11 protein-coding genes and 1 riboswitch are annotated in these 14,283 nt (G+C 61.3%); of the genes, 1 reads left to right on the top strand and 10 read right to left on the bottom strand.

What is annotated here, in order from left to right; genetic code table 11:
* Positions 1-8: 8 nt before the first annotated feature.
* The 10 genes from ACE2AA_RS12640 to ade all read right to left on the bottom strand — a co-directional run bounded on the left by ACE2AA_RS12640 (position 9) and on the right by ade (position 11,947).
* Complete coding sequence (locus tag ACE2AA_RS12640; protein ID WP_395370006.1) at positions 9-1,382, bottom strand: uracil-xanthine permease family protein; 1,374 nt, start codon at positions 1,380-1,382, stop codon at positions 9-11.
* A 111-nt stretch (positions 1,383-1,493) separates the two neighbouring features.
* Positions 1,494-3,998, bottom strand: a complete 2,505-nt coding sequence (locus ACE2AA_RS12635) for a TonB-dependent receptor (protein WP_141261758.1) — start codon at positions 3,996-3,998, stop codon at positions 1,494-1,496.
* A 484-nt stretch (positions 3,999-4,482) separates the two neighbouring features.
* Positions 4,483-4,923, bottom strand: a complete 441-nt coding sequence (locus tag ACE2AA_RS12630; RefSeq protein WP_141261757.1) for a biopolymer transporter ExbD — start codon at positions 4,921-4,923, stop codon at positions 4,483-4,485.
* Positions 4,924-4,977: 54 nt separating this feature from the next.
* The gene (locus ACE2AA_RS12625) at positions 4,978-5,400 is read right to left on the bottom strand and encodes a biopolymer transporter ExbD (RefSeq protein ID WP_141261756.1); all 423 of its coding nucleotides are present in this window, start codon (positions 5,398-5,400) and stop codon (positions 4,978-4,980) included.
* 2 nt (positions 5,401-5,402) lie between these two features.
* Positions 5,403-6,446: a MotA/TolQ/ExbB proton channel family protein gene (locus ACE2AA_RS12620; RefSeq protein ID WP_141261755.1), complete on the bottom strand. Its 1,044-nt coding sequence runs from the start codon at positions 6,444-6,446 to the stop codon at positions 5,403-5,405.
* A gap of 86 nt (positions 6,447-6,532) precedes the next feature.
* The gene (locus ACE2AA_RS12615) at positions 6,533-7,201 is read right to left on the bottom strand and encodes an energy transducer TonB (RefSeq protein ID WP_141261754.1); all 669 of its coding nucleotides are present in this window, start codon (positions 7,199-7,201) and stop codon (positions 6,533-6,535) included.
* A gap of 634 nt (positions 7,202-7,835) precedes the next feature.
* Positions 7,836-8,651, bottom strand: a complete 816-nt coding sequence (locus ACE2AA_RS12610) for a segregation and condensation protein A (protein WP_395370004.1) — start codon at positions 8,649-8,651, stop codon at positions 7,836-7,838.
* Positions 8,648-9,352 carry a hypothetical protein gene (locus ACE2AA_RS12605; protein ID WP_395370002.1) on the bottom strand — a complete coding sequence of 235 codons (705 nt, stop codon included), beginning with the start codon at positions 9,350-9,352 and terminating at the stop codon, positions 8,648-8,650. The genes ACE2AA_RS12610 and ACE2AA_RS12605 overlap by 4 nt, the downstream gene beginning before the upstream one ends.
* On the bottom strand, positions 9,345-10,220 hold the full coding sequence (locus ACE2AA_RS12600) for a tyrosine-type recombinase/integrase (protein ID WP_141261751.1): 876 nt from the start codon (positions 10,218-10,220) through the stop codon (positions 9,345-9,347). The genes ACE2AA_RS12605 and ACE2AA_RS12600 overlap by 8 nt, the downstream gene beginning before the upstream one ends.
* A gap of 26 nt (positions 10,221-10,246) precedes the next feature.
* On the bottom strand, positions 10,247-11,947 hold the full coding sequence (ade, locus tag ACE2AA_RS12595; RefSeq protein WP_141261750.1) for an adenine deaminase: 1,701 nt from the start codon (positions 11,945-11,947) through the stop codon (positions 10,247-10,249).
* Between the two features lie 148 nt (positions 11,948-12,095).
* Positions 12,096-12,242: riboswitch (TPP riboswitch) on the top strand.
* Positions 12,243-12,341: 99 nt separating this feature from the next.
* On the opposite strand from ade, the gene thiC reads away from it, so the two are divergent.
* Positions 12,342-14,183, top strand: coding sequence for a phosphomethylpyrimidine synthase ThiC (gene thiC / locus ACE2AA_RS12590; protein WP_395370000.1), 1,842 nt, complete (start codon positions 12,342-12,344; stop codon positions 14,181-14,183).
* The last annotated feature ends 100 nt before the right edge of the window (positions 14,184-14,283 follow it).

Below are 14,283 nucleotides of genomic sequence, written 5' to 3'. Positions count from 1 at the left end.
GGCTGCCCTTAACCAGTCCTGACAGTCTGCGACAGGGGCGGTGTGTCTTTTGCCACCTGAACCGCGGCATCCTCCACATCAGGCGTACTGCTTCTGCGTCCCACCAGCAGGTTGAGTAGTACGCCCGACAGGATACACAACAGCACGCCATTGCCCAGCAGCAGCCGCGCCAGCCCGTTCAGATGGATAAACAGGTCCGGGCATGCCATGGGCAATACGCCCAGACCAATGGACACGGCAGCAATCAGGCCATTGCGTGTCCCCTGAAAACGCACATGCAGCAGTTCACGTATGCCACCAATGGTGGTCATGCCGAACATGACCAGACCACATCCCCCCAGTACCGGCGGCGGCAGGGCCGCGATCAGCGCGCCCAGTTTGGGAAACAGCCCCAGTCCGATCATGACCACACCGGCGGCAGCCACGACAAAGCGGCTTCGGATATCGGTTATGGCGATCAGCCCGGTATTCTGCGTAAAGGCGTTGTAGGGAAAGCTGTTGAACATCCCGCCCAGCATGGTGGACAGGCCATCCGCCCGCAGCGCGCCCGCAATAGTGGCGTCAGTCACCGGCATATCAACCACGCGACCAATGGCCAGACAGTTGCCGGTCGTTTCGGCTACGATGATGACCATGCTCAGCAGCATGATGACCACCGGCATGACCTGGAATTCGGGCAGCCCGAATGCAAAGGGCATGCTGACGGCAAACCACGGGGCATCCGCCACCGTGCCATAATGCCCCATGCCGCACAGGGCCGCGAGGATACTGCCCGCGATCAGCCCGACCAGCACGCTGATATTGGCCACGAACCCCCTGCCCCACGCCTGCACCCCCACGGTGATGAGGATGGTGACAAACGCCAGCCCAAGGTTTGCTATGCTGCCAAAATCGGGCGCGCCAGGTGTGCCGCCGCCAATCCACCGCCCCGCCACCGGCACCAGCGTCAGGCCGATGATCGTAATCAGGCAGCCGATCACCACAGGCGGAAAAAACCGCATGAGCCGTGCCATGACCGGCGCCAGCACCACCATCGCCAACCCCGCGCCAATGACTGCGCCAAAGACCGAGCGCACCCCGTATATCTGGCCGATCAGAAGCATGGACGCCAGCATGGCGAAGGATGACCCCTGCACGATGGGCAGGCGGGAACCGAATTTGCCTATACCGATGCTCTGGATGATCGTGGCGATACCCGATGTCATCAGCCCGCAATTGATCAGCAGGACAGTCTGTGCCGGTGACAGGTGCATGGCCGCGGCAAAGACCAGCGGCACGGCGACCGTACCGGCGTACATGACCAGCGCATGCTGCAGACCAAAGGCAAACAGCATGCCTGCGGGCAGCATTTCATCAACGGGGTGTATCGGGCCTGTTTTCACAATCCGTTTCCCAAGCTGACTGCCCCCGCGTTTTCGCTACGACGGGACAGCATTGACACAAAGAACCCCGCCTTTTTTGCAAAAGACGGGGTTTGCCGTGTGTGATGATGATCAGAAGGAAGTGGAAATCGTGCCGGTCATGGTGAAGCGTGGCTCGACCATGAAGGAGTTGCCGTCTGCTGCACGACCCGTGGGGCTGGATGCACCATAAAACACCGGATAACTGCCGCTCTGGCTGCCGGCATGATAGATGGCCCCCATGGCCCCTGTCCGCACGATGGAGCCGGTCAGGTTGCTAAAGTTCAGCTTGAAGGAAGGCGACTTGGCATACATGAACGGCTTGAAGTGATATCCCAGCGACAGGGTATCGGTCACGTAGCCGGGCATGCGCTCGCTGTTGTCCAGCGCGACAGACTGCGGACCCGTGTAGTGCACGGCAGCATTGGCAAAGAAACCCCTGTACTTATAGGTCAGGCCAAAGTTTGCCATCACATGCGGCGCCATGATGGCCTGCTGGCCTTTTGCCGCGATCGTCTTGCCATAGCTGGCATCAAACGGGTTGGAGTCCACTACATTGGAATCCTGCGTTGCGTGCAGGTATTCAAACGAAGCGTAGGGACTGAACCCGTGGAACGGACGGCTGGCGATCATGACGTCAAAGCCACGCATGGTCTGGTTGCCACCTTCGATCGGCATGTACTGGTTGGCGCCCAGATAGGTGCTGAGAATACGGTTCGTCACATTGTAGTTGAACAGTGACAGGTCAAGCATCACGTATTTGTCGTGATAGCGATAACCCAGTTCTTCCTTGATGGAATACTGGTTTTTCAGCATGGGTGAACCCGTCGTGGGTGACAGCCAGCCCAGATCCGTAGCACTCGGCTGACGGTAATCGCCCTCGGCATTCACATAGATCTGGTGATGATCGTTGAAGGTGTAGCTGATGGAAAGCTGCGGCAGGGGTTCAGTCGTATTGGCGCCGTTATGGCCCGTTTGCTGCCCATTCTGGCCATAAACCCACTTGCGCGCATCGGAATTGGCTGCCCAGCCCTTGTTCCATGCATCAGACATGACGAACTTGAAGCCCGCATGGATCTGCAGCTTGTCGTTAAAGTACTTCGCGGTATCCTGAATGAACAGCGAATGCAGTTCATAACCGGCATTAACACCGGTAATGCCGTACCCATTGGCGGCCGTACCCTGATATTGCTGCCAGTTGGGGCTGGGTGCCGCCCCGTTCGCCATGGTGTACCCAGTGGGATAGTTCTGGATGGTCTGGTTGTTTTCATACCAGTACCCAAACGAAAGATGGTTGTGCCGGTCGATGTCGTAACTCACCTTGGCGACCGCGCCGACCTGTCGGGCTTCGTTTTCCAGGAAATAGCTGGTGTAGTTCCGGTTTTCGGACGCGCTCCAGTTCTGGCCGTACAGGGTATTGTTCCCCGGTGAGGCATCCCACCCCTGCCCGAAGCTGAAATAGGGCTGCAGGTCGAAGGCGAATTTCGCAGGTAGCACGACATGGATCGGCGCCGTCAGGAAAATCTGGTTCCAGTGGTCGTTGTTGTTTTTCCAGTAGTTGTCGCTGGTCGGGTCGGAATTACGGCCGTAACCGGTGCCCGTGTGCTTGTAGTTGTAGAACGCCGTGCTGTCGGGATAGGCGTCGATTGTGAAGTCCTCGGAGTTCCATGACACGAACAGCCTGGCATTGGATCCGTTGTCCCAGTCCTTCTGCAGCCCGAAATCGATATGCTTGCGCTGGTTGATGCCCGAACCCATCCACGAACGTGAATGCGTGTTGGAAAACGAGAAGTAGCTACGGATACCGGTCTTGCCGATATCGCCCGATTCAAGGCGGATGAACTCACGCGACATGTTGTTCGTCCCGTAGGAGAAGTCGGTCATGCCACCGAATTTGTGCGATGCCGTGTGGGAACGCTCGTTCATCACACCGCCTGCAGCGGACATGGCGGGCAGGTCCGTGGCGGAACTGCCGGGCGTGACTTCCACGCTTTCCAGGTTTTCGGAATCGATATCCTCGTTGAGATACTTCGCCGCCGCTGCGGGTGCACCATCCAGCATAAGTCCCATATCCAGATCGGTCAGGCCGCGGGTCTGGATCTGGCCACCTTCCATACCTGACGGATCGGGTGTGGTCACGTTCATGCTGGGCAGGTTCTTGACCAGATCCAGTGCGGTGCTGGTCGGATTACGCATTTCAATGAACTGCTTGCCAATGGTCTGGACCGCATGCGGCGCCGTTTCCAGCCGCATCATGCCGCCGCCGCCATCACGCGCCTGACGGGACGAGGCAACGCGGATCGTTTCCGGCCCCTGCTGGTCCACGATACCCGCGGGCTGTGCCGGGGTGGCAGTCTTCGGCTGTGCCGCCGCAACATGCCCTGGCGTGACATGGCGGTGCTGTGCCGGTGTGGTGGGCGTGGCTGTCTGTGCCCACGCATCTGCCCCCGTGGCGATACAGACGGTCCCCACCAGGCAGGACATGGCACGCAGCCGTGTCTTCAGTCCCGGCATCCGCAGACCGGCCAGTCCGGCGCGTCCCCCCGCGACCCGTACCTGACGTTTTACTGCGCTATAGAAATCCCGGCCCGTCTTCATGTATTCCCCCGCAAATATATGTGGTGCCCACGCTCACGGACAGCCATACGGTTTCCAGTGGCAGCCATCCCCGTCTGCCTTCCTGTCCACAGCCCCGTCCCGTCCGGTCATGCTGAAGTAATTACGGAAACTGAACATTCCGCCTGTCTGTTGACTTATGAAATACACATGCACAGGCAAAGTTTAAAAAATGCAACGCGCTGTTTATCTATCTGACCACAGCCTGTTGCCCCCGGCAGGTATCAACCCGTATCCCGCACAAATACAACGATTTTCGCATTTTTTCTGATTTTCCGGACAAGATATCGACGGCTGAAACAGCCTGAACAATGTGGCATGTGTGCCTTTTATACCACAGGGCAAATCAGCGGAATGCCTTAAAAAGCAGCATTCCTTACGGCTGGAACCGGATACAAAAAAACGGCCCCTCCCGAAGGAAGGGCCGTTGTGCTGACCGTTATACAGTAATCAGGAACTGGCTGGCTTACTGCGCATCCATGAACTGATCGCTGCCCATGATACCCAGCTTGCTTACACCCAGGCGCTGCGCATCCGCCAGTACCTTCGCCACGACCTTGTAGCTGGCCAGGCGATCGGGATGAATGTGCATTTCCGGCTGGACCGGCTGGGCCGCCGCATCCTTGAAACGGGCCTGCAGGTCCGCATCATCGGCAACGGGTTCGCCATTCCATGTGATGGTGTTGTCAAAATCGATCGCTACCGTGTCCACCACGGGATCAGGCTGCGGAGAAGACGGCGGCGGATTGCCCTGCGGCAGATCGATCGAGACTGAATGCGTCTGAAGCGGAATGGTGATGATCAGCATGATCAACAGCACCAGCATGACGTCAATCAGGGGCGTGGTATTGATATCGACAATACCTTCGTCCTCGGTCGTGCTGTCTGAGCCGATATTCATGCCCATGGTCTACTCTCCCGAAATTGGCCGGAGCACACAGGCCCCGGCCGGGAATGGATATCAGCCGTGCGGCTGCTCGGTAATAAAGTCGATGTGGACGATACCGGCCTGCTGACAGGCTGCAATCACTTTGCCCACACCTTCGTATTTCGCCGCCTGGTCACCACGGATCTGGATCTGTGGCTGCGGGTTTTCCGCCGCCACGTGCTCCAGATGCGATTCCAGGTCAGCATAACTGTTAAGCGGCGTTTCGTTCCAGTATGCCTGCCCCTGCGGGGTCACCGCGATGACGATGTTGTTCATCATCGTCCGGGTGGGCTGGTTAGCATCCATGGGGAGGCTAACCTTGATGGTATGTGTCGCGACGGGGATGGTGATCAGGAAGATGATCAGCAGCACCAGCATGACATCGACAAGCGGTGTGGTGTTGATGGCGGACACCACCTCGTCTTCATCGCTGCCACCTCCAACTTGCATACCCATGATCAGGCCACCCGGTTATCGATAGTCGTCGTGGTCGGGGAGTTGTCCGGATGAACGGTGATTTCCGCACCATGGCGATAACCACCCATCAGGATCGACTGCACGTCAGCGGCGAAGTTGCGGATCTTGTCCATCGCACCCTTGTTGCGGCGGACCAGAAGGTTGTAGCCCAGAACCGCAGGCACGGCGGTGCCCAGACCAATGGCGGTCATGATCAGCGATTCACCAACCGGGCCGGCAACCTTGTCGATCGATGCCTGACCTGCAATGCCGATGGCCGTCAGCGCGTGATAGATACCCCAGACGGTCCCGAACAGACCCACGAACGGCGAGGTCGAACCCACGGTGCCGAGGAAGGCCAGGCCGCCCTGCAGCTTGGTCTGGATCACGTCAACCGAACGCTGGATGGACATGGTGGTCCAGGAATGCAGGTCAATGGATTCCTGCATCGTGCCCTCGTGATGTTCGGCAGCCTTGACGCCGGTATCGGCGATGTAGCGGAACGGGGAGTTCGCGGGCAGGGCGGCAGCACCGTCCTTGATGGAACCCTTGGTCCAGAAGTCGCTCATGACCTGCTTGGCGGCATTCATGACACGCGCCTGCTCAAAGAACTTGGTAATCATGATGTACCATGTGCCAAGCGACATGAAGACCATGATCAGCAGGACGCCACGGGCAATGAAATCACCATTGGCCCACAGCGCGCCCAGACCGTACGGGTTGCCTTCGGGTGCCTTGGGGGCATCAGCCGGCGGGGCTTCAGCGGCAGGCGCGGGCGCCGGTGCTGCGTCAGCAGGGGCAGCATCGGTCGGGGCGGCGTCGGTCGGGGCGGGTGCCTGCGCGGCCGGGGCATCAGCGCCGGGGGCCGGGGTGGCGGCAGCGCCGGTGCCATCGGTCGCAGGGGCGGAAACCGCCGGTGCCGTGGCCGCATCGCTAGCGGCCGGGGCGGCATCCTGGGCCAGCGCGGCGAGCGGGGAAGCCGCGCACAGCATGGCAGCGAAAGCAGCCGAGGCAACAAGAGTGTGTTTACGATGCAGTCTGATCATTTAACCAAAATCCTCTGGAGCAGGATGTTTTTTCCGAGGCGGCGGGGTGCTGCCGGCCCCCGCCGTGCCTGACCTAACATTCAGGCTCAGTCATTCAGACTGAACGTGATCGTATAGAGATGGTGGAACTCCTTGACGGGCACACCATTTTTGACAGCCGGCGCATAACGCGAACGGCGGACCGCCTTCAGTGCGGCATCAGCGAATGCCTGACCGCCCTTTACATTGACCACCTGGCAGTTGCTGGTCACGCCGGTCGGTTCCACGTCACATGCCACGGACACAACGCCTTCACGACCTTCTTCCGACATTTCTTCCGGATATTCCGGAACGACATGGTTCAGCGGCGACGTACCGGCCATGTGATCGGGCACTGGCGGCGCGTTGGACACGGGCGCATCAGCCGGCGGGGTCGCCTTTGCGGGCGGCATCGCCTTCGGCGGCTTCGTGTGGGTCACCTTCATCGGCGGCGGCGGCGTCGGAACCTGGATCTTCGGCGGCGGAATGTACGGCGGCGGCGGCTGCGTAATTTCCGGCGGCGGTGGCGGTGGCGGCGGCGGTGGCGGCGGTGGCGGCGGTTCCTTGATCATGTGGACCTGCACCGGCGGCCGCGGCGGTTCCTTGGGTGCATCCGGCGGGGAACTGAGCCCGAACAGGAGCGCCAGCACCAGCAGCCCTTCAAACACCAGGACAAGCGCGAAAACAATTACCTTTTGTAGTCTATTATCACTCTGTTCCGCATACGTCATACCCATACCTCACTCAGAACGGCATAGTTTTAGGAAGGAATTATTACAGAATTTGTTCTGGATGTTCTGATTTCACCAATTTTACTACGGGAGTATGACCAGATTTCTACGAAACGACTGATGCGATCCGCCTTGTTCTCCCCGGCTCAACCCTGAAGCACGACAGCCCCCCTTCCCGGCGGAACGGGAAGGCACGACCGTCGCCGCCTCCGGCAGTGCATATGCCAATGCACGGACATTGCATGCACCCTGCCCCGACAGGCCAAGCCACTCATTCATCACGTTTTATCCATAAACATTATTAACATCTCGAAATCAACCCTGATCTTATATGAAATAATCTTGGTATGAACGTCCTGCCCGACAAATCATGGCCCATGGCGAAAAACGCCCTATGAAACAGCCCCTGTCAGTGCCCGGCAGGCCAGTAAAAAACTCTCGTCTGCCAGCTTGGTCAAAAAAAAATCCCAGTCAAGCAAACTGTTAAAAAATGAGGAAAAAAAATCTGTCATCCCGGCCGGGACCGCCTGTTTTCCAACAAACTGTTGCGACTTCGATACAAACTGACAGTTATCAAATATAAGATGCAACGATAAATTCATTTCACTGTATTTTCGGGTGAAATGAGTCCTACCCCATTCTACCCCGTTTCCGCCTGCACGCCGCTGAAACGGGGCAGCGTGTCCGGTTCGGCCTGATAGGCCAGCGCCTCCCCCTGCTTCACCATTTCCAGACAGGCGGCGAACGTACTGCTCCATGCCGAACGGCGCTGCCCCGATGACAGGCTGGCTGCCGGCCCCACCCGCACGGAATCGGGCAGCATCCGGTCCAGTGGCACCGGCCCGTCATGGGCCCGCGCCAGGCAGGTGCGTACGCGCATGCGCGCGTCCTCGACGGAAAACAGATCAAGCTGCACCGGGGCATAGAACGGAGTCTCCACCGGCATGACGCCCCAGTTCCCGTCAAATACCGCAAGGCACCCCCACAGGAATTCGATCCGGTCCACTTCCCACTGCACCGATTCGTCCCCATCGGGGGTAACCGCGCCGCCAAAAGCATGAACGTCACGGCCAAGCTGTTCGCGCGCCGCAAGCCAGTCGGCAAGGCGGGCTGAATCTTCAGCCGCCAGCAGGCGCGTGCGCAGGTCGGCCGCTTCCTGTGTCGCCTGCTGCTGGCGTGGGTCATCGGCTGGCAGCATGAGGCGCGACCGCAACAGCAGCAGCCCCGACGCCATGACTGCCCATTGCGCCTTGATCCCCAGCGGCAGCGACGTGTGCGTCCGCGCCGCTTCGGCCAGCTGATCGATCAGGGTGACGATATCCAGCCGCGCCAGATCGATTTCACGCGCATGCGCCAGCTGCAGCAGATGCGACAGGCCGCCCTGATAGATGTCGAGCACGATGACAGCTTCGCCATCGGGCAGCGGAGCGCTGAAAAGCTCGGTCTGCCCCGTCATGCCAGCGACCGTTCCGACAGGCGGAATGTCAGGGTGGGATAATGTTCCTCCATCTGGCGGACCACGGGCCCAGGCGTGCCCATCCGGGTAAAGAAGCCGTACACCATGGCCCGGTGGCCACGTGGCAGCCGACGCCCCGCCTTGCGTCCTGGCAGGTGGCGTACCTGACGTGGCGCTTCGGTCAGGCCCCAGTTGTCACGCAGCCATGCCCGCGCATCAGGGTGGGTGGCGCCAAGCTGGAGAATCCGTTCCGGCACTGGGACAAGCTGATGGAAATCCAGCGGACATGCCGTGTCCGCCTGCAGTCCCAACCGGGCGTGACGGGCTTCCGCCGCCGTGCGGAACTGGCGCGCAAGGATCCGGCAGCCGTCAATGGACAGTCCGGCCCGGCCACGCGCGGGCGAGTTGGCGCCGATCGCCAGCGCGAACATGTCTTCCTCCACCCGTTCGGCATCAAACGGCCATGGGATCAGGCCGGGGCCTGCCGCGTCCGCAACAAATGCGTCCATGTCCGTATCCGGCCCGTATACCAGCAGGTGCCACCACTGCCATGGCGATGGTTCGGCAGGCTGTGGCCAGGCGGAAAGCGGACGCCGTCCCCGCCGTCCCGGCGCGCGCCGCGTGGTCCCGGCGGCCTCGTCTTCCCGTGCGGTTGCAGGGGGCGGCAGATCAGCCCATGGCAGGCGCAGGTTTTCAGTCATGGGCCAGCAGGCGCTCATACGGCCGCAGGGCGCGCGGATCACGGTAACGGGTATGCTGGCACAGGGCTTCGGTTTCCATCCCCTGCCGCAATGCCGCGACAATGTAGCCCGAGCGCAGGGCATGGGCGCTTAACGTCGCGGCAATATCCGGCGGCACTTCCGCCATCAGCGCGCGGCGTTGCAGGATACGGGTCACGGCGTACGGAGTCAGCGCCCGTCCGCCCACGCGTTCCCCTTTTGAGATGGCACGGAACAGCGGCCCGGTCTGCCGGTGCGCCACCTGCTGCCATGCGGCAAACGCTGCGGCGGGGCACATCGCGCCATCGGATGGCAGGGGCAGGCTGACCGACTGTGCCGCGCCCTCCTCCCGAATGGTCAGCACGACCTGCGTGCGTTCAGCGCGCACGTCTTCCACCTGCAGCCCCACCAGTTCCGAACGGCGCAGCGCGCCCGCGAAACCGAACAGCAGCAGGCAGCGGTCACGCAGCCCCCGCGGGGAGCCATCCGCGCAGTGTTCGACCATGGCGCGCAGCATGTCCGGCGTCACCACCGCAGGGGGGGCGGCCGGGCGGCTGGCGCGTTCAGTCATGTCGGCTACGGCCGCGCGGATACCGGGCTCGGTTACGTCCCACGCCATGTTGTTGAAACGGTGCATCTTGCCAATCGCGGCCAGCCTGCGCCGGATGGTTGAAGGCGCGAATTCCGTCAGGCTGCGCAGATAGGTCGCCACGACCTTCGCCGTTGCGGGAATGGGGGAAACCGCGTGGACGGCGCACCAGTTGGTGAAATGCACCCAGTCCGCACGGTAGGCACGCAGGGTGGCCACGGCTTCGCGCGCGGGGGCTGCGATATCACTGGCCCCTGTCATGGGCTGCTCCTGTATCGTGGACCGTATCAGACCAGTTCCATCCGGTTGACATCCACCATGCCGAAATCCGTGATCTTCAGGTGCGGGATAACCGGCAGCGGCAGAAAGGCCAGCTGCAGGAACGGCTCGTCAAGCTGGCAGCCCAGCGCACGGGCGGCGGCGCGCAGTACCTCCAGCTGATCGCGCACGGTCTCGAACGGGGCGTCACTCATAAGGCCCGCCACCGGCAGCGGCATATCCGCCACCACTGTCCCGTCACGCACCACGACAAAGCCGCCGCCGGTCTTTTCCAGATGGTTGACCGCAACCGCCATATCCGCGTCATTCATGCCCACCACGCAGATATTGTGGCTGTCATGCCCGACCGAGGACGCCAGCGCGCCGCCCGACAGGCCAAACCCCTTAACAAACCCGCGCCCGATATTGTCATTGTGCCCATGCCGCGCCACCACGCAGATGCGTGCGATATCCTGTGCCGGGTCGGGCTGGACAATACCATCCACTACCGGCAGATCGGCATGCAGGAAGGGGGTGATGATCTGGCCGGGCAGCAGGCCGATCACCGGGCGCTGCGCACCACTTCCCGCGACCTGCATGTCCTGCGTACTGACGGGCGCGGGCAGGCTGATACTGTCGGTGCCGACGGGGGGAATGATGTCACGTGCGGCAAACAGCGCGTCATTCACCAGACGCCCCGCGCTGATAACATCCGACACCCGGCATTCACGCAGGTCATCAAGCAGTACGATATCCGCCCGCCGCCCCGGCGCGATCATGCCCCGGTCGCGCAGGCCAAACGCGTTGGCCGCACTGAGCGAGGCGCTGCGATAGGCCGCCAGCGGTTCCACCCCCAGCGAGATGGCAAGGCGGATCAGGTAATCCAGATGCCCCTCATGCGCGATTTCCAGCGGGTTGCGGTCATCGGTGCAGAAGGCGAAGAACGGCGATGTCACGGGGTTGAGCAGCGGCACCAGCGCGCGCAGGTCCTTGCACACCGATCCCTCGCGGATCAGCACCATCATGCCCTTGCGCACCTTTTCCAGCGCTTCTTCCGCCGTCGTGGCCTCATGATCGGTGGTGATGCCCGCCGACAGATACCCATTGAGCTTACGCCCGCGCAACAACGGTGCATGGCCATCAATATGACCGCCGGCAAAGGCCGCCAGCTTTTCCATGCACACCGGGTCGCCATTCAGCACGCCGGGAATGTTCATGAACTCGGCCAGGCCAATGACCTTGGGGTGGTCCCGATAGGCCAGCAGGTCAGCCGCCCCCAGCGTCGCACCCGATGTTTCAAGCGCGGTGGACGGCACGCAGCTGGACAGGTTGACCCGCAGGTCCATGACCGTACGCATGGCCGCTTCGGTAAAGTAATCCAGCGCCGGTCGGCCCAGCACGTTGGCCATTTCATGCGGGTCGCATATGGCGGTGGTCACGCCATGGGGCAGGACGCAGCGGTCGAATTCAAACGGGGTGATGAGCGAGGATTCGACATGCAGGTGCGTATCGATAAAACCCGGCACGGCAATGCGGCCATGCCCCTCGATCACGTTCTCGCCCTCGTAATGATCCAGCGTGCCGACAATGGTGTCACCACATATGGCGATGTCGGTCGGCAGCAGTTCGCCCGTCACCAGATCGAACAGGCGGACATTGCGGATCACGGTGTCCGCCGCCACCCGTCCGCTACCCTGTGCGATCCGGTCGGAAATCACGCTACCTGCCATACTGTCCTGCTTCCCCGCAAAAGATGGATATTCCCCAGCAGTCTAACACAACCGCGCGGCTGGCAAATCGGCACACGAATTCTTTTTCATCCCGCCCGTCCGTACCCCGTCTGACGATGTTGACAAGTGCCGGGTGTTTCATGATCCTGAAATGACCAAGGGGAGTCCCGGCAAGGGGCTGAGATACCGCTGGCATGGTCCGACCATGCGCGCGGGGACCCTTCCGGGCGCATCGTGCGTTCCGGGGAACCTGATCCGGCTCATACCGGCGGAGGGACTGGTGCAGACAATCGGCACGATGCGTCAGACCTGACGACACTGCGCACATGATCCATGTGGCGTTCCGGTTTTCTCCCCCACACCCCCTGTCGGAGAGAAAACGAGGAGCATTGCCATGACCACCGTTGCTTCGCCTTCATCTCCCGACCATGTCACAACCGGCCCCATCATGGGGTCCACCAAGGTCTGGTCCACGCCCGATGGGCACCCGCATATCCGCGTGCCCTTCCGCGAAATCGCCCTTGAACCCAGTGCCAACGAACCGCCGGTGCGGGTCTATGACACTTCCGGCCCCTATACCGACCCGCATGCGCGTATCGATGTACGCGCGGGGCTGAAACCCGTCCGCGCACCATGGATTGGGGCCCGCAACCTGCCCACTATTACGCCGCGCGCCGTCCGGCCCGAAGACAATGGCTTTGCCAAAGGCGGAAACCTGGTCCCCGCCTGCCCTGCGCCCCATACGGTGCATGAAGGCAGGCCGGGACAGATGGTCACGCAGTACGAATTTGCACGCGCGGGGATCATTACCGAGGAAATGATCTACGCCGCCCACCGCGAAAACCTTGGCCGCGCCACCATGGACGAAGGCGCTGAAGAACGCCGCGCGGATGGCGAGGATTTCGGGGCCGACATTCCCGCCTTCGTCACCCCGGAATTCGTGCGATCCGAAATCGCGGCGGGTCGCGCCATCCTGCCCGCCAATATCAATCACCCCGAGCTGGAGCCGATGGTGATCGGGCGCAACTTCCTGGTGAAGGTCAACGCCAATATCGGCAATTCGGCCGTGACGTCATCGGTCGCGGAAGAAGTGGAAAAGATGGTCTGGTCCATCCGCTGGGGGGCCGATACGGTCATGGACCTGTCCACGGGGCGCAACATCCACAACATCCGCGACTGGATCCTGCGCAACGCCCCGGTGCCCATCGGCACGGTGCCGCTGTACCAGGCACTGGAAAAGGTCGGCGGCGTGCCGGAAGACCTGACATGGGACATCTTTCGCGACACGCTGATCGAACAGGCGGAACAGGGTGTGGACTACTTCACCATCCATGCGGGTGTGCGGCTGCAGCATGTGCCGCTTACGGTCAACCGGGTTACCGGCATTGTCTCGCGCGGCGGGTCGATCATGGCCGGGTGGTGCCTGCACCATCACCGCGAGAGCTTCCTGTATGAGCATTTCGAGGAAATCTGCGACATCATGCGCCGCTATGATGTCTCGTTCTCGCTGGGTGACGGCCTGCGCCCCGGCTCCATTGCCGATGCGAATGACGCCGCCCAGTTCGCCGAACTGGAAACGCTGGGCGAACTGACGAAAATCGCGTGGGCAAAAGGCTGCCAGGTCATGATCGAGGGGCCGGGTCACGTGCCCATGCACAAGATCAAGGTCAATGTGGAGAAGCAGCTACGTGAATGTGGCGAAGCCCCGTTCTACACGCTTGGTCCGCTGACGACCGATATCGCGCCGGGTTATGACCACATCACATCCGGCATCGGTGCAGCCATGATCGGATGGTTCGGCACGGCCATGCTGTGTTACGTCACACCGAAGGAACACCTCGGCCTGCCCGACCGCAATGACGTGAAGGTGGGTGTGGTGACCTACCGCATCGCCGCCCACGCCGCCGATCTGGCGAAGGGGCACCCGGCGGCACGCATCCGTGACGACGCGATCAGCCGCGCGCGCTTTGACTTCCGCTGGAACGACCAGTTCAAGCTGTCGCTCGACCCGGATACGGCATGTTCCTACCATGACGAGACGCTGCCGCGCGAAGCGCACAAGAACGCGCATTTCTGTTCCATGTGCGGCCCCAAATTCTGCTCCATGCGCATAAGCCATGACCTGAAGGCCAATGCACGGCGACAGGCGGGGCTGGAACAGAAAAAGGAGGAATTCCGCAATAACGGCAACCGGATCTATGTACCGGTTGATGAAGCGGTCACACCGGCGGAATAAGACGCGCCCAGCCCCATGCCAACACGCATGGGGCTGGGCCTGTCACCACAAAAATAAAGAAGTCTTTGGTGAATCTTTTTTAAAAAGGCGGCGCCCGGAA

The organism is Komagataeibacter diospyri, from assembly GCF_043995075.1.
Classification (GTDB): Bacteria; Pseudomonadota; Alphaproteobacteria; order Acetobacterales; family Acetobacteraceae; genus Komagataeibacter; species Komagataeibacter diospyri.
This window is presented reverse-complemented; position numbering and strand designations above follow the sequence as displayed.